Annotated in this window: 13 protein-coding genes; 8 read left to right on the top strand and 5 right to left on the bottom strand. The window is 69.3% G+C overall.

Going from position 1 to position 16064, the window contains the following annotated elements; all coding sequences use genetic code 11:
• Positions 1 to 27 precede the first annotated feature (27 nt).
• Together ACQPYS_RS08510 and ACQPYS_RS08505 are read left to right on the top strand one after the other, a co-directional pair.
• Positions 28 to 1182, top strand: a complete 1155-nt coding sequence (locus ACQPYS_RS08510; RefSeq protein WP_433492236.1) for a glycosyltransferase — start codon at positions 28 to 30, stop codon at positions 1180 to 1182.
• A gap of 101 nt (positions 1183 to 1283) precedes the next feature.
• Positions 1284 to 1643 carry a hypothetical protein gene (locus tag ACQPYS_RS08505; protein WP_433492235.1) on the top strand — a complete coding sequence of 120 codons (360 nt, stop codon included), beginning with the start codon at positions 1284 to 1286 and terminating at the stop codon, positions 1641 to 1643.
• Between the two features lie 25 nt (positions 1644 to 1668).
• On the opposite strand, the gene ACQPYS_RS08500 is transcribed toward ACQPYS_RS08505, so the two are convergent.
• Positions 1669 to 2670, bottom strand: coding sequence for a methylenetetrahydrofolate reductase (locus ACQPYS_RS08500; RefSeq protein WP_433492234.1), 1002 nt, complete (start codon positions 2668 to 2670; stop codon positions 1669 to 1671).
• Between the two features lie 222 nt (positions 2671 to 2892).
• Here ACQPYS_RS08500 and ACQPYS_RS08495 point away from each other — a divergent pair, with 222 nt between their 5' ends.
• From ACQPYS_RS08495 to ACQPYS_RS08480, 4 genes are all read left to right on the top strand, one after another.
• Positions 2893 to 3993: a polyprenyl synthetase family protein gene (locus ACQPYS_RS08495; RefSeq protein ID WP_433492233.1), complete on the top strand. Its 1101-nt coding sequence runs from the start codon at positions 2893 to 2895 to the stop codon at positions 3991 to 3993.
• Positions 3994 to 4051: 58 nt separating this feature from the next.
• A complete protein-coding gene (gene crtI, locus ACQPYS_RS08490) occupies positions 4052 to 5632 on the top strand; it encodes a phytoene desaturase family protein (RefSeq protein WP_433492232.1) in 1581 nt (526 codons plus the stop codon).
• Positions 5633 to 5708: 76 nt separating this feature from the next.
• Entirely contained in the window at positions 5709 to 7385 is a 1677-nt protein-coding gene (locus ACQPYS_RS08485; RefSeq protein ID WP_431941555.1) for an alpha-(1->6)-mannopyranosyltransferase A, read from the top strand.
• Entirely contained in the window at positions 7382 to 8374 is a 993-nt protein-coding gene (locus ACQPYS_RS08480) for a phytoene/squalene synthase family protein (RefSeq protein WP_433492231.1), read from the top strand. The genes ACQPYS_RS08485 and ACQPYS_RS08480 overlap by 4 nt, the downstream gene beginning before the upstream one ends.
• A 26-nt stretch (positions 8375 to 8400) precedes the next feature.
• Here ACQPYS_RS08480 and ACQPYS_RS08475 read toward each other — a convergent pair whose 3' ends face one another.
• A complete protein-coding gene (locus ACQPYS_RS08475) occupies positions 8401 to 8769 on the bottom strand; it encodes an Rv2175c family DNA-binding protein (protein WP_063036530.1) in 369 nt (122 codons plus the stop codon).
• Between the two features lie 145 nt (positions 8770 to 8914).
• Between ACQPYS_RS08475 and pknB the strand changes: the two genes are divergently transcribed.
• Positions 8915 to 10828 (top strand): Stk1 family PASTA domain-containing Ser/Thr kinase, encoded by a 1914-nt coding sequence (gene pknB, locus ACQPYS_RS08470; RefSeq protein WP_433492995.1) that lies wholly within the window; start codon positions 8915 to 8917, stop codon positions 10826 to 10828.
• A gap of 259 nt (positions 10829 to 11087) precedes the next feature.
• Here pknB and ACQPYS_RS08465 read toward each other — a convergent pair whose 3' ends face one another.
• Positions 11088 to 12473: a class II 3-deoxy-7-phosphoheptulonate synthase gene (locus ACQPYS_RS08465; protein ID WP_433492230.1), complete on the bottom strand. Its 1386-nt coding sequence runs from the start codon at positions 12471 to 12473 to the stop codon at positions 11088 to 11090.
• 157 nt (positions 12474 to 12630) lie between these two features.
• Between ACQPYS_RS08465 and ACQPYS_RS08460 the strand changes: the two genes are divergently transcribed.
• Positions 12631 to 13125: a polyadenylate-specific 3'-exoribonuclease AS gene (locus ACQPYS_RS08460; RefSeq protein ID WP_063036613.1), complete on the top strand. Its 495-nt coding sequence runs from the start codon at positions 12631 to 12633 to the stop codon at positions 13123 to 13125.
• An 81-nt stretch (positions 13126 to 13206) separates the two neighbouring features.
• Here ACQPYS_RS08460 and qcrB read toward each other — a convergent pair whose 3' ends face one another.
• Both qcrB and qcrA read right to left on the bottom strand, forming a co-directional pair.
• Positions 13207 to 14856, bottom strand: a complete 1650-nt coding sequence (qcrB, locus tag ACQPYS_RS08455) for a cytochrome bc1 complex cytochrome b subunit (protein WP_431941558.1) — start codon at positions 14854 to 14856, stop codon at positions 13207 to 13209.
• On the bottom strand, positions 14853 to 16001 hold the full coding sequence (qcrA, locus tag ACQPYS_RS08450; protein ID WP_433492994.1) for a cytochrome bc1 complex Rieske iron-sulfur subunit: 1149 nt from the start codon (positions 15999 to 16001) through the stop codon (positions 14853 to 14855). Before qcrA ends, qcrB begins: the two co-directional genes overlap by 4 nt.
• Positions 16002 to 16064: the final 63 nt, after the last annotated feature.

Raw genomic sequence — 16064 nt, 5'->3', positions numbered from 1 at the left:
CGGGCGCGGCGGTGGTGCCGGCACGCGGTGACCGGCGGGACCGGTTTCGCCGTAGCCGGTGCCGTGCTCACCGCCTGGAACCTACGCACCGTACCGCGACTGTCCCCGCCACCCGCCCCGGTCACCGAGAACGTCACGGTCTGCGTACCCGCGCGGGACGAGGCCGCCCTCCTACCTGGTCTGATCGCCGATCTGCGCGCGCAGACCGGGATAGCTCGATTGCGCATCCTGATCCTCGACGATGCCTCCGGCGACGACACCGCCGAGGACGCACTGCGGGCGATGGACGGCGACCCGCGCTGCGCGCTGCTGCGCGGTACCGCCGGGCCGCCGCCGGGCTGGACCGGCAAAGCCGCCGCCTGCGCCGCCCTCGCCGAGCACGCCCGGCGGGCCGGCGGAACCGGGGTACTGGTCTTCCTCGATGCCGATGTCCGGCTCGCACCCACCGCGCTCGCCGCGGCGGTGACGTGTCTCCGGGAGCGCGGCGTCGCATTGCTGGCGCCCTGGCCGCGGCAGGAGGCGGAGACCGTGGCCGAACGCCTGGTGCAACCGCTGCTGTGCTGGTCGTGGGCGTCCACGCTGCCGGTCGCCCGGGCCGATCGCGGTACCCGGACCTCGACCGTGGTGTCCTGTGGCCAGTTCCTGGTGTTCGACGCGGCGCGATATCGCGCGATCGGCGGTCACGCGACGGTCGCCGGCAGCCTCACCGAGGATCTCGATATCGCGCGGGCCCTGCGCCGCGCCGGCCACCGGACCGCGGTGGCGGCCGCGGGTGGCCTGGCGCGCACCCGGATGTACCGGAACGCGCAGGAACTGGTGACCGGCTACGACCGCTGGCTCTGGTCGGCCTACGGCGGTTCGGCCGCCGGCGGGGTCGCGGTGGGCGCCCTCGCCGCATGGGCGTACTGGCTGCCTCCGATGACGGCCGTAGTGGGCCGCGGCCGGCTGCGCCGGGTCGGCCTGCTCGGATACACCGCCGCGGTCACGGGTCGGCTACTGGCCCGCACCCTGGAGTCGGGCCGCGGACCGGGCCGTGGCGACCTCGCCGACGCTCTCGTCCACCCGGTCTCGGTCGCCACCTACCTGACGCTGTGGCAACACTCACACCGCGCCCGCCGCCACGGCGCGCTGACCTGGCGGGGACGCCGTCTGATACCCGGCCAAGAGCTGGATTCTCGATGATTCTTGGTCTTGTGCCCATCGGGCACCCGGCCGGATGATGAACCCGCCCGGCACGACCGGCGGGCGGGGCCTCGCGGCCCGGGTTTCGAGGAGGCTGCACCATGACGATCGTCGGCCACACCAGCGTCGATACCACGTGGACGCAATGGCTCGAGCGGTGCTCGATCCGGCTGCGCAGCCCGCACGGCACCAGCGAACCGGTCGCCCGCCACCAGCTCGGCGAATCACCGGAGCTGCTGCCGGGCCTGCCCGGTACCTGGTGGGTCATCGACGGCCGAGTGTTCATCGCGGCCAAGCCCGGCGACCGCCTAGACCACGCCGGTGAGCGGATCGCGGGGATAGAGATCCTCGACCCGGTCGACGCCGCCCCCGGACTCATTCTGCGCCACGACGACCACGCGCTCGAAGTGGTCCGCCGGGGCGCCCGGATCGCCGTCCACGTCTACGCCCCGGCCGACTGAGCGCACCGCGTCCGGGCGGCGTCGCTCAGGCGCTGATCGGCGCGGCGGTGACGCCGTACCCCAGATTGGCCAGCACCTCACTGGTCGCCTTGGCGAAGTTCAGGGTGATGAAGTGCAAGCACGGTGCGCCCTCGGCGATCAACCGTTCCCCCATCTCGGTGGCGATCTCGATACCCGCGGCCCGGACCGCGGCGCGATCCTCCTCCGCTCCGGAACCGGCAGCCCGGTGCAGCCGTTCGACCACCCGTTCCGGCAGCGGCCGGCCGCACAGCTGCTCGGCACGCTCGACCGTGCGCAGTGAGGTGATCGGCATCAGTTCCGGGATGATCGGTTTGGCACCCTCCACCGGATCCAGGGCGGCGACCCGGTCGCGCAGCCGCAGATAATCGTCGACGTCGAAGAACATCTGGGTGATGGAATACTCCGCGCCCGCACGCAGCTTCGCCGTCAGATGGGCGGTGTCGTGGTCGAGATCGAGCGAACGGTGGTGTCCCTGCGGGAACGAGGCGACCCCCACATGGAAATCGCCCAGGTCGCGCACGATGCGCACCAGTTCCTCGGCGTACTCCACCCCGTTGGGATGTTTATGCCATTCGCCCAGCGGATCACCCGGCGGATCACCGCGCAGCACGAGAATATTGGTGATTCCGGAATCGGCGTAGGCCCCGACGATCGACCGCAACTCGGCGACGCTGTGCCCAACCGCCGTGAGATGGCCGACCGGTAGCAGGGTGGTCTGCAGGGCGAGCTCACCGGTGACCCGCACCGTGCGTTCCCGGGTGCTCCCACCGGCACCGTAGGTCATCGAGACGAACGCCGGATGCATCCGCTCGAACGTGCGCACCGCCCGCCACAACCGCTGCTCGCCCGCCTCGTCGCGGGGCGGGGAGAACTCCACGGAGAACGGCACCGCGCCGCCGGCGTGCCGGTCCAGGCTCTGCACGACCGAAGGCGTCGTGGAGGCGTCCGGTGACGTGGGGGATGGCCGACCGGGGGTCGGTAGTCCCCGCGCGTTGTCGAAACTCACCGGCCCAGTCTAGAGCCGTCCGGTATCGATCCCGATTCCCTCCCATCGCCGCCACCGGATCCGCGCCATGGGCGCGCGCGTATTCTGCGATCAAGGTCCCGCCGCCACGGCGGGCGCACGTGGGTGGCTCCCGCGGCTACCGGCGCCACCGGTTCCGGTAGCCGCGCGCCCACGCATTCGACGATCTGGGAGGTCACCCTGTCAGCCGGAACCGGTATACCGATGCGGTCGGGGCCCATCGTGGCCGTTCCCGGGACGGCGGCGTTCGCCACGGCCGTGGAGCAGACGCTCACCGAATTCTTCGCCGGCCGCCGCGACCCGGTCGCCGAATTGGGCCCGGTGTTCGCCGACAGTGTCGAGGCCCTGGAATCGTTCACGCTGCGCGGCGGCAAGCGCACCCGGCCGGGTTTCGCGTGGATGGGCTGGCTGGGTGCGGGCGGCGATCCCGCGAGCACCGAGGCGGTGGCCGTGCTCCGGGCCTGTTCGGCCCTGGAACTCGTCCAGGCCTGCGCGCTGATCCACGACGACATCATCGACTACTCGCGCACCCGGCGCCGCTTCCCGACCGTGCACGTGGACTTCGAACAGCGGCATCGACAGGCGGGCTGGGCCGGAGATTCCGCCCACTACGGGGAATCGGTGGCCGTCCTGCTCGGTGATCTGGCACTGGCCTGGGCCGACGATATGGTGCACGACGCCGGCTTGGACGCGGCGGCGCTGGCTCGCTTCGCCCCGGTGTGGGCGCGGATGCGCACCGAGGTCCTGGGCGGGCAGTTGCTCGATGTCCACGGCGAGGCCAGCGGCGACGAATCGGTGGCCGCGGCGCTGCGGATCAATCGGTACAAGACCGCCGCCTACACCGTGGAACGTCCGCTGCATCTCGGTGGGGCGCTCGCCGACGCCGACCCCGGGCTCATCGCCGCCTACCGCACCTACGGCACCGATATCGGGATCGCCTTCCAGCTTCGCGACGATCTCCTGGGTGTTTTCGGTGATCCCGCCGTGACCGGTAAACCGTCCGGTGACGATCTGCGGGAGGGTAAACGCACCGTACTCGTCGCGGAGGCGCTGCAGCGCGCCGCGGAAACGGATCCGGCCGCCGGCGACGCCCTGCGCGGCGCGATCGGTACCGACCTGTCGGACGCGCAGGTCGGCGAATTGCGCGCGCTGCTCCTCGAACTCGGGGCGGTCGACGCGGTGGAGGCCAGGATCAGCGCACTCACCGAGCAGGGTCTGGGCGCGATCGACGCCAGTTCCGCGACGCCGGAGGCGAAGGCCCGGCTGCGCGAGATGGCCTTGGCGGCCACCCGGCGCGCGGCGTGACCGGCGGTGGGCCGGACACCGCCGCGGCGGCGCACCGGTACGAGCGGAAGGACCCGTCGTGAAGTCGGTACCGGGGCCGGTGGAACAGGTGGTCGTGGTCGGTGCGGGCCTGTCCGGGTTGTCGGCCGCCCTGTATCTGACCGGCGCCGGATGTGCGGTCACCCTGGTGGAACGTGATGACCATGTGGGCGGCCGGGTCGGCCGGTACCGGTTCGCCGACTACGAAATCGATTCCGGGGCCACCGTGCTGACCCTCCCCGGACTCGTCGACGACGCACTGGCCGCGGTGGGCGCCGACACCTCGGGCACCGTGCCACCGTTGCGGATCCGGCCGCTGACCCCGGCCTACCACGCTCGTTTCGCGGACGGGTCCGACCTGCGGGTCTTCTCCGATCCGGAGCGGATGAGCGCCGAGGTGGCGCGGGTGTGCGGACCGGCGGAAGCTGTCCGGTATCGGCGGTTACGGGACTGGCTGGGTCGCGTGTTCCGGGCCGAATACGATGAATTCCTGGCCACGAACTTCGATTCGCCGCTGGATATGGTGCGGTACCCGGAGAAGCGGGCGGCGCTGTTCCGGCTGGCCGGGCTCGGCGGCTTCGGCCGGTTGGGCTCCCGGGTCTCCCGGACGCTGCGCGATCCGCGACTGACCCGGCTGTTCACCTTCCAGGCGCTGTACGCGGGAGTGGCCCCCGAACAGGCGCTCGGCGTATACGGCGCGATCCCCTATATGGACACCGCTCTCGGCGTCTACTTCCCCGACGGCGGAATGCGCGCGGTCGCCGAAACTTTGGCGGGCGCGTTCACCGCGGCCGGCGGCCGGCTCGAACTCGGCACCGAGGTCACCGGAATCGACTACCGCCGCGGCCGCGGGCCGGACCGGGCCCGGCGGGTCCTGCTGGCCGACGGTCGAGCGCTACCCTGCGACGCGGTGGTCCTCACCGCCGACCTCGGGGCGCTGGATCGTTTCGGCGTGGGCCCCCGCCGCGGATTGCGGGCCTCGCCGTCGGCGGTCGTCGCGCATGGCACCGTGCCCGCCGGCATCACCGAGAACTGGCCGGTGCAGGCCCATCACACCATCGACTTCGGCGCCGCCTGGGGGCGGACCTTCGCCGAGATCACACCACGCCGCGGCGGCCGGCTCATGAGCGATCCGTCGCTGTTGCTCACCCGGCCCGCACTGAGCGACCCCGGCCTGTATCTGACCCGCGGCGCGACCCGGTACGAGCCGTTCTCCCTGCTCGCCCCCTGCCCCAACCTGGATTCCGCGCCGCTGGACTGGCCGCGGCTGGGCCCTTCCTACCTGAGCGAACTGCTCGCGGTACTGGAGCGGCGTGGGTATCACGGGATCACCGGGCACTTCACCGTCGACCGGCTCGACACGCCCGCGACTTGGCGCGATCAGGGCATGCTCGCCGGAACTCCGTTCTCGGCCGCGCATCTGTTCCGCCAGACCGGCCCCTTCCGCACCCGTAACCTCGCCCCCGGCAAGGAGAACGTGGTCCTGGCCGGATGCGGTACGACGCCCGGCGTCGGTGTCCCGACCGCACTGCTGTCGGGAAAACTCGCGGCACAGCGCGTTGTGGGCGAGAATCGCGGTGGCCGGACGCGCGCCCGGCCACCGTCCGGCCGCCTTCCGTGACGGAAGCCGTAAACTGAGCGCCGACCTATTCGCCCGCGGTTGCGACCGCCGACCATTCAGGGGGGAACGACACCAGATGCCAGCCCCCCATACGCACACCACCACCAGCGCCGTTCCGGTCGCCGACACGGATTCGCCCGTCTCCCCGCCGCCCACCCGCGCGACCGCGGGTACCGGTCTCGCACCCGGGTTCTGGGGCCGGCTGCGTATCTGCGGCGATTTCCTGCGCAGCCCGGAAGGCCATGCGGCCCTGCTCGGCTTCGCCGGTGCCCTGATGATCACCTTCGGCGGATTCGGCGCCGGCGGCGTCCGCAAACGCGATCCGCTGCTCGAGGCGGTTCATCTGTCCTGGTTGCGGTTCGGCCATGGCTACGCACTGTCGATGATCTGCGTCTGGGTGGGCGTGCTGATGATGGTGGCGGCCTGGGTCCGGCTGGGCCGGATCACGCTCGGGTTCGGTGGCCACTCCGGTGAGGTACGGCTCAACGAACTGCGCGCCATCGTCGGTATCTGGATCGCGCCACTCATGTTCGCGGTCCCCATGTTCAGCCGCGATGCCTACTCCTATCTGGCCCAGGGCGCGCTGCTGCGCGACGGTTTCGACCCGTATCAGGTGGGCCCGGTCGCCAATCCGGGCATCCTGCTCGACAACGTCAGCACGGTCTGGACCACCACCACCGCGCCCTACGGCCCGGCGTTTCTGCTGTTGGGCCGCGCGATCACCGCGGTCACCGGTGACAGCGTGGTCGGCGGCACGATCGCCCTGCGGTTCGTGATGCTGCCCGGCCTGGCCCTGATGATGTGGGCCGTGCCGTACCTGACCAAGCACCTCGGCGGGAGACCGACCGTCGCCCTGTGGCTGGCGGTGCTCAACCCGCTGGTGCTCATCCACCTCATCGGCGGCGTGCACAACGAAATGCTGATGGTCGGCCTGATGTGCGCCGGGATCGCGCTGGTGCTGGAACGCCATCATGTGGCCGGCATCGTGGTGGTGGCGATCGGAGTCGCCATCAAGGCGACCGCGGGTGTCGCGCTGCCCTTCCTGGTGTGGATCTGGATGCTGCACGAACGCGAGCGCCGTGCCGAGGACGGCCAGCGCGCCGCCCTGGCCACCAGCAGCCGGGAGTTCCTGGCCCATCACTGGAAGATGTTCGCCAAGATCGCGAGTCTCGGTCTCGCGGTATTCGCGGCGGTGTTCGTGGCCGCCTCGGCGATCGCCGGTGTCGGGATCGGCTGGCTCACCGCGCTCTCCGGGTCGCGCAAGATCATCAACTGGCTGTCGCTGCCCACCGTCATGGCACACGCCGTCACCTGGATCACCCCCTTCGGGCTGGATTCGACCCTCGAGGTGACCCGCATGCTGTGCATGCTGGCCCTGGGGGCGCTGCTGGTGTGGACCTGGTGGCGGTTCAAGCTCAGCGAACGCGACGCCGTACTGGGCATCCTGATCGCCTTCGTCGCCATCGTGATCCTGTCACCGGCCGCGCTGCCCTGGTACTACTCGTGGCCGCTGGCGCTGGCCGCCGGTTTCGCGCTCTCCACCACCACCCTCATGACCCTGGTCGGTGTCTGTACCTGGCTGATGCTGGTGTTCCAGCCCGACGGTTCGATCGGCCTGTACAACTTCTGGCATGTCGCGGCCGCGACCTTCGCCTCCGTGGTCGCCGCGCTCTCGCTGCGCACCGTCGATCCGCTGCGGTTACGCGGTACGCCCCGGGCGGTTCCCGCGCCCACTGTTTCCAGCGGTCTGTGAACGGCCGCAGCGGTGTGCGGCCCGGCGCACCCGCGCCGCGGACCGACCCGGCCGACGCGGCCGCGCTGCGGGACGCCTACCGGTACTGCCGCCGGGTGGCCGCGGCGCACGGACGTTCCTACTATCTGGCGACCAGGCTGCTGTCGGCCGACCGCCGCCCCGCGGTGCACGCGCTGTACGGTTTCGCACGCACGGTCGACGATATCGTCGACGATCCGTACGCTGCCGGCGAACCACAGCGGGCCGTGACCGCGCTCGACGCGGTCGAGCGCCATCTCCGCACCGCCTGGTCCCAGTCCGTCGGCAGCGCGGGGGCGCCACGCACCGATCCGGCCCTACCCGCGACATTCGATCTGGTCATGCCCGCGCTCACCGATACGATCGACCGGTTCGCGATCGACCGGCGCCACTTCTGCACCTTCCTGGACTCCATGCGCATGGACATCCCCGGGTCGCCGCTGTTCCGCAACCGCTACCCGACCCTGGCGGCACTACACGAGTACATGCGCGGCTCGGCCGCCGCCATCGGCCTGCAGTTGCTGCCCGTCCTGGGCACCGTTTGCCCGGCGGCCGAGGCCGAGCCCGCGGCGGCCGCGCTGGGCGATGCCTTCCAGCTCACCAATTTCCTGCGTGATATCGGGGAGGACCTCGACCGCGACCGGATCTATCTCCCGGCCGCCGAACTGGCCGGCTTCGGAGTGGACGAAGCGCTGCTGATCGACGGCCGGCGCACCGGTCGTACCGATCGCCGACTGCGCCGGGCGCTGGCACATCTGATCGCTGTCAACCGCGATCTGTACCGCTGCGCCCGGCCGGGTATCGAGTTGCTGAACCCCCGGGTGCGGCCGGGTATCCGTACCGCCGCGGCTCTCTACGCGGGCATCCTCGATCGTATCGAGGACAGCGGCTACGCCGTCTTCGCGCAGCGCGCCGTCGTACCGCGGCGCCGGAGATTACGGCTCGCCGCGCACGCGGCCCTCGGTACCTGAGGGCCGCGTGCGTGGTCCGGAACGGTTCAGAACGGTTCGGCGGCGGCGCGGCGCAGTACCTCACGCGCCAGTGGCCCGTGCAGCGCCTCCACCGGTTTACCGGGCAGCGAGTCGTCCTCGGTGAAGATCCATTCCAGGATCTCCTCGTCGGTGTACTTCGCGTCCCGCATCACCGTGATCAGACCGGGCAGAAACCGGACGATCTCGCCCGTATCGTCGAAGAAGATCTCGGGGACACCGACCACGCCGTCCCGCCGGACGGCCAGCAGCTGGTTGTCGCGCAGCATCTGATGCACCCTGGTCACCACAACGCCCAGTTTCTTCGCGACTTCGGGCAGCGCGAGCAGGGGTACCGAGGCGGGCAGGACATCGGTACTACAGGGAAAGGCACTCACGGAAGACAACGGTAGACGCTGCCCGCCTCCCTGCCGTGAGACACCCGCGACGACTCGGCCGATACCATCGACAGCAGCCGCGCGGGGCGGCCACCGTGTGGGACACGGTAGGAAAGTGGAGAGGTTCGTGACAGCCGGAGCAGAATTGATCGGCGCCGTACTGGATCGGCGCTACCGGATCGACGCGCCGATCGCCCGCGGTGGGATGTCGATGGTGTTCCGCGGGGTCGACACCCGGCTGGGCCGCCAGGTCGCCATCAAGGTGATGGATCCCAAGTTTTCCGGCGACCCCCAGTTCCTCAGCCGTTTCGAATTCGAGGCCCGGGCCGTCGCCGGTCTCAAACACCCCGCCCTCGTCGAGGTCTACGACCAGGGCACGGACGGCGAGTACCCGTTCCTGGTCATGGAGCTGGTCCAGGGCGGCACCCTGCGTGAACTGCTGCGCGAGCGCGGCCCGATGCCGCCGCACGCGGTCCGCGCGGTCGCCGAACCGGTCCTGGCCGCGATCGGCGTCGCGCACGCCGCCGGGCTGGTGCATCGCGATGTGAAACCGGAGAACGTGCTGATCTCCGATTCCGGCGATGTCAAGATCGCCGATTTCGGTCTGGTGCGCGCGGTGGCCGCGGCCAACACCACCTCGGCCAGCGTCATCCTGGGCACCGCGGCTTACCTCTCGCCGGAGCAGGTCACCTCCGGTAGCGCCGACGCCCGCAGCGATGTGTACGCCTTCGGGATCCTGATCTTCGAACTGCTCACCGGCCGGGTGCCGTTCACCGGCGACAATTCCCTGTCGGTGGCCTACCAGCGGGTGGAGAACGACGTACCGAGCCCCAGCGAGTTCATCGCCGGCGTCCCGCCCGAATTCGACCGGCTGGTCGCCCGGGCGACCGCCCGCGAACCCGGGCACCGATTCGCCGACGCCGGTGAGATGGTCGCCGAACTGCGGGCCATCGCCGCCCGCCTGGAGCTGCCCGCCTACCGGGTCCCCGCCCCCCAGGACTCGGCCGAACACACCAGTGCCCGCCTTCCGGTCACTCCGCCCGTACCCGAGCCCGCCGCGGTCGGCGGGCCCCAGGCCACCCGGATGGTCACCACGGTCCGCCCCCGGGCCGAACCACCCCCGCCCACCTACATTCCGCCTCAGCAGCCCACGCAGTACAGCGCTTATCAGGAGAGCCGGGCCCACCATCGGCGCAACGGCATGATCTGGGCCGCCATGGTGGTCGTACTCACCCTGCTGGTCGGTATCGGCGGCTGGTGGCTCGGCATGGGCCGCTACGCCACCGTCCCGTCCGTCGCCGGTATGACGGCCCAGAACGCCACCGCCGAACTCCAGGACGCCGGATTCGAGACCAGCACCCGGAACAAGGCCTCCGATACCGTTCCCATCGGCGGCGTCGTGGGCACCGATCCGGGCCCGGGTGCGCGCGAGACCAAGGGCTCCACGGTCGACATCCTGATCTCCAGCGGCAAACCCCAGGTCCCCGCGGTCTCCCCCGGCGCCGACTGGGACGAGGTCCAGCAACTGATCCGCGACCAGGGCCTCCAGCCCGTCGACGGCGGCGAGGTCGCCAGCACCGCACCCGAGGGAACAGTGGCCCGTATCGATCCCGGCCCGGGCACCGTCCTCCCCGCCGGCGCCCGTGTACAGGTCTGGAAAAGCAACGGATCCAAACCCGTCCAGCTCCCCGACCTGCGCGCCGACACCCCCGACGAAGCGCGGCAGAAACTCACCGACCTCGGACTCACGGTCGGCGGCGAACGCCCCGTCTACGACAAACTCGTCGAAACCGGCCGGGTCATCGGCACCGACCCCGCGGTCGGCACCACCGTCGATGCCGGCTCCTCGGTCACCCTACTGATCTGCGAAGCCGTCACCATGCCCTCGGTCACGGGGAAAAAGGTCTCCGAAGCCCGCCATACGCTGGAATCCCTCGGCCTGACGGTCCAGGTCCGACAGTTGGCGCCGCTGGATTCCTCGGCCGTGGTTTCCCAGAACCCACCCGCGAACGCCAACGTCGAGCCCGGCGCGACGGTCACAATTGTTGCCTTCCCCTGACAGACCACGCTCAGTCGGCAGCCGGCAACCGCGACAGTGGTCTCCAGTGCGCGCGAGCCCTGGACGTCCAAGCCGACGCAACCCGCACGCGTCGAGTGTTGCGAGACACCTCGAAGGGTTGAGTCCTCGCCCCTCGGCCGGAGGTGCTCCGTGGTCGCGCTCTATGGACGGTCCAGCATGAGCCGAAGGCTCGAGCCCCGAGGCCGAAACGGCGAGACACAAGGGTGTCTCGACCCCACGGCGCCGGAGGCACCGCCAACTAACGCAGCATCTCCGCGACCAGGAAGGACAGTTCCAGCGACTGCTGGGTGTTCAATCGCGGATCGCAGGCCGTCTCGTACCGCCCGGACAGATCGAGGTCGGAGATGTCCTGGGCCCCACCCAGGCATTCCGTCACATCCTCACCGGTCAGTTCGATGTGCAGGCCGCCCGGGTGGGTGCCGAGGGCGTGGTGGACCTCGAAGAAGCCCTGGACCTCGTCGACTATGCGGTCGAAGTGCCGAGTCTTGAAACCGGTCGAGGATTCGTAGGTGTTGCCGTGCATCGGGTCGCACTGCCAGATCACCTGGTGACCGGTCGACTGGACCTTCTGCACGATCGACGGCAGGATCTCGCGGACCTTCGTATTGCCCATCCGCGAGACCAGGGTCAACCGGCCGGGTTCGTTGTTCGGGTCGAGCCGTTCCACATACTCCACCGCTTGTTCCGGGGTGGTGGATGGCCCGATCTTCAGGCCGATGGGGTTGGACAGCAGCTCGGCGAAGGCGATATGCGCACCGTCCAGCTGGCGGGTGCGCTCGCCGATCCACAGGAAATGCGCGGACAGGTCGTAGAGGACCGGGTCGCCGACCGAGTTGTGCGCGAGTCGCAGCATGGCGCGCTCGTAGTCCAGGACCAGGGCCTCATGGGAGGCATAGATCCGGGCCGACTGCAGGCTGGGGTCGTTGACCCGGCAGGCGGTCATGAAACGCAGACCGCGATCGATTTCTCCGGCGAGCGCCTCGTAACGCGCACCGGCCGGCGACTGCGCGACGAAATCCCGGTTCCAGTCGTGCACCTTGTGCAGATCGGCCATTCCGGCATTGGTCAGCGCTCGGACCAGGTTCATCGCGGCGCTGGCGTTGGCGTAGGCGCGGACCAGGCGGGACGGGTCGTGTTCCCGGACGGTGCTCTCGGCGACCAGGGAGTTGACCATATCGCCGCGGTAGGACTTCAGACCGAGCGCGTCGGTGTCGGAGGAGCGGGGTTTGGCGTACTGTCCCGCGATCCGCGCGACCTTGACCACCGGCAGGCTGGCCCCGTAGGTGAGCACCACAGCCATCTGCAGCAGCGTCCGGATATTGCCACGGATGTGCGGCTCGGTATTGTCGGCGAAGGTTTCCGCGCAGTCCCCACCCTGCATGAGAAATGCCTCACCGCGCGCGACCTCGGCGAGCCGCTCCCGCAGTTCGTCGACCTCCGCGGGTACACAGATCGGCGGCACGCTCTCCAGCACCGTGCGCATGTTCGCCGCCTGGTCCGGGTCCCAGGACGGCTGCTGCAGTGCCGGGCGCGAGAGCGCCTCGTCGAGACGTTTCCGCAGGTCACTGGGCAACGGCGGAAGCTCGGGCAAACGGTCGATGGGAACGTCGACGGTCCAGTTCACCCGTCCAGGATACTTTGCCGGGTTTATCGCCCCGCCTCCGGCAGGGCCGGTCGGGCCCTGGTGACCTGCGGGTGGAGGGCGGCCGTGCGGGGATCTGCCGGTCATCCGGCCTGGGTAGGCTCGGATCACTTGTTCGCAGCCGATGGGAACCCACCTTTTGAGATACTTCTACGATGCGGAGTTCATCGAGGACGGCCGTGTGATCGATCTGGTGTCGATCGCGTTCGTCTGTGAGGACGGGCGCGAGTTCTACGCCGTGTCCTCGGAGTTCGACGCCGGCCGTGCAGGTCCCTGGGTCAACAGATATGTGCTGCCGAAGCTGCCGCCGGAGACCTCTCCGCTGTGGCGGACCAGAGAGCAGATCCGCGAGGATGTCTACCGCTTCCTGATTCCGCGGCCTACCGTGGCGCCGGAATTGTGGGCGTGGGTCGGCGCCTACGACCATGTGGTGCTGTGCCAGCTGTGGGGGTCGATGGTGGATCTGCCCTCGGCGATGCCCCGCTACACCAACGAGTTGCGCCAGCACTGGGAGGCGCACGGTCGGCCGGAATTGCCGCCGCCGCCCCGGGACGCCCACGACGCGCTGGCCGACGCACGGCACAATCTCGCCAAATTCGAGGCCATCGAGGCAGCTCGCAGGCTCGCCCGGTAGCAGCCGGCCGGGTTCCGCCCGGCTCCTGGAAAAGACACAGGCCCCCTGGTACCAGGGGGCCTGTGTGCGGTGCGGTTCGGGTCAGTGCCCGTGCTGCCCGTTATCGCCGTTCGAGCGGCCTTCCTCCTGCACTCGTTTGAGTACAGCGATCTGCCTGTGCTCTTCTTCCAGCTCGTTCGCGAAATGCTGTTCGCTCTCCCCGCGCGGGTCGGGCCGCAGGAAGCTGCCGGTACCCGGCTGTCCGGCCGAACCCAGCTGGTTCATCTTCTTGGGCACCACGGCACCCTGGTATTCCAGCGGGAGCGGGTGGCCGTGCGCATCCACCGGACCCAGCGGCTGGTGCACCTCGATGTACTCGCCGTGCGGCAGGCGCTTGATCACACCGGTCTCGATACCGTGCTCGAGGACCGCGCGGTCGCTGCGCTGCAGACCGATGCAGAACCGGTAGGCGATGAAGTACGCCAGCGGCGGCGCGACGAGCAGGCCGATACGGCCGATCCAGGTGGTCGCGTTCAACGAGATGTCGAACTTGAGCGCCAGGATGTCGTTGACACAGGACAGCGTGAGCACCACGTAGAAGGTGATGGCCATCGCACCGATCGCGGTACGGACCGGAACGTCACGCGGACGCTGCAGCAGATTGTGCCGCGCCGTATCGCCGGTCAGCCTCTTCTCGATCCACGGGTAGGCGATCAACACCATGAACACCAGGCCCATGACCAGCGCGACCCAGAACACCGCGGGCACGGTGTAGCGGCCCAGGTACAGCTCCCACGGCGGCATCAGACGGGCCAGACCGTCGGTCCACATCATGTAGAAGTCGGGCTGGGAACCGGCCGAGACCTGCGACGGGTTGTACGGGCCCAGGTTCCAGATCGGGTTGATCTGCAGCACGCCGCCCATGACCGCCACGAAGCCCAGGGTGAAGGCGAAGAACGCGCCCTGGTCCGCGGCGAACACCGGGACGATACGGGCGCCGACCACATTGTTCTCGGTGCGCCCCGGCCCCGGGAACTGGGTGTGCTTCTGATACCAGACGATGGCCACGTGCGCCGCGATGAGCGCCAGCATGATGCCCGGGAACAACAGCACGTGCGCGATGTAGAGGCGCGGGATGATGATCTCACCGGGGAAGTCGCCGCCGAACATCAGCCAGTGCAGCCAGGTGCCCACCACCGGAACGCCGATGGTGATACCGGAGAACGCGGCCCGCAGACCGGTACCCGACAGCAGGTCGTCGGGCAGCGAGTAACCGAAGAAGCCTTCGAACATCGCCATTATCAGCAGCAGCGAACCGATCACCCAGTTCGCCTCACGCGGCTTACGGAACGCTCCGGTGAAGAAGATGCGGAACAGGTGGATGATGATCGAGGCCGCGAACAGCAGGGCCGCCCAGTGGTGCACCTGCCGGACGAACAGACCCCCGCGCACCTCGAAGGAGATGTTGAGGGCGGTCTCGTAGGCCCGCGACATACCGACACCGCGCAGCGGCTGGTAGGCACCGTCATAGGTGACGTGCGCCATCGACGGGTCGAAGTACAGCGTCAGGTACACACCCGACAGCAGCAGGATGATGAACGCGTACAGCGCGATCTCACCCAGCAGGAACGACCAATGGGTGGGGAACACCTTGTTGATCGATCGCTTCATGAAGGCGGCGGCGCGATAGCGCTCGTCCACTTCGTTGGCTTGTGCCGCAAGTTTGCGGCCGACAGCCTCTCCAGCACTCATGATCGACGCTCCCAGAAGGCCGGGCCGAGGGGTTCGATGAAGTCACCGTTGGCGACCAGGTACCCCTCTGAGTTTACGGTGATCGGCAACTGCGGCAGCGCCCGGGCGGCAGGACCGAAGATCGGCTTGCCCCATTCGGTCGCGGAGAACTGCGACTGATGGCAGGGGCACAGGATCCGGTTGGTCTGCTGTTCGAACAACGAGGTCGGGCAGCCGAGGTGGGTGCAGATCTTCGAGTAGGCGAAGTAGTCGCCGAAGTTGAAGCTTTCCTGACCCTTACGTTTGATCGCGTTCTTCGCGTCCTCGGTGCGCAGCCGGATGAGCATCACGGCGTTGCGGATACCGCGCAGCGACTGCAGGGTGGCATGCTCGTCGCCACGCCAGGATTCTTTCCACGGGAAGACCGTCTCCATGGCGCCCGCGTCCAGATCCTCGGGACGAACCAGCACGACGTCCTGCGGACGGCCGGTGTCGCGCCGGATGTAGACGGTTTCGCCCGGGTAGTCCGGGGTCCAGCCCGACACCCACAGCGGTGACTTCTCACGCTGCGCCCACGGGTTCTTCACCATGCCGCCCACGAACACCAGCAGCGCGCCGATGCCGAGGATACCGACGCCCGCGCCGGCGGTCCGGGTGATGAGCTTGCGGCGGCCCAGGGTGGAGGTGTCGAGGGCGTCGCCCAGTTCGGCCGCCAGCGTGCGCCGGTCGACCTCGCTGGACTTGCCGTCGTGCCGGTCCTGGACCGACAGTTCCGCGGGAATGAACTTCTTCCGGATCAGCACCACGGCGATACCGATGGCGAGGATCGAGATACCGAAGGTCAGACCATAGAGCGGAGTGGTGAGCGAGTACAGGCCGTGCCCGTCGTCTTCCTTGCCCTTGTACTGCCAGGGCCAGAACAGGAAGACACCCACCAGGGCGGCCGCGGCCAGACCGGAGATCGCGAACCACAGCGCGACCTGCCGTTCGGCCCGCTTCTCGGCCCGGGTGCCCGGCACCGGCCAGCGTTCCCGGCGGTAGGCGACCTCCACGCCGTCGCGGGCGGTGCCGAGGGCGACCAGCTCTTCCCGCGACATCGCGTCCAGTTCGGCCTCGGTCGGTTCCGCCGGGGTCGCGGCCGCGGAATCTTTGTCCAGGCGACCCATCTCGTTTCGCTCCTGTTCTTCACTCATGGCAAGCGCCCTTCCATTGGGACATGCCCGGACGCC

It is taken from the genome of Nocardia grenadensis (assembly GCF_050942415.1).
GTDB classification, from domain to species: Bacteria; Actinomycetota; Actinomycetes; order Mycobacteriales; family Mycobacteriaceae; genus Nocardia; species Nocardia grenadensis.
Note: the sequence above shows the minus strand (reverse complement) of the source record. Positions and strands in the feature narration are given on the sequence as shown.

What these genes read in the sequence shown, in the direction of transcription:
- qcrB (WP_431941558.1), bottom strand. Translation starts at nt 14,856, where the DNA reads ATGAGTGCTGGAGAGGCTGTCGGCCGCAAACTTGCGGCACAAGCCAAC.
- ACQPYS_RS08505 (WP_433492235.1), top strand. Translation starts at nt 1,284, where the DNA reads ATGACGATCGTCGGCCACACCAGCGTCGATACCACGTGGACGCAATGG.
- qcrA (WP_433492994.1), bottom strand. Translation starts at nt 16,001, where the DNA reads ATGGGTCGCCTGGACAAAGATTCCGCGGCCGCGACCCCGGCGGAACCG.
- ACQPYS_RS08495 (WP_433492233.1), top strand. Translation starts at nt 2,893, where the DNA reads ATGCGGTCGGGGCCCATCGTGGCCGTTCCCGGGACGGCGGCGTTCGCC.
- ACQPYS_RS08485 (WP_431941555.1), top strand. Translation starts at nt 5,709, where the DNA reads ATGCCAGCCCCCCATACGCACACCACCACCAGCGCCGTTCCGGTCGCC.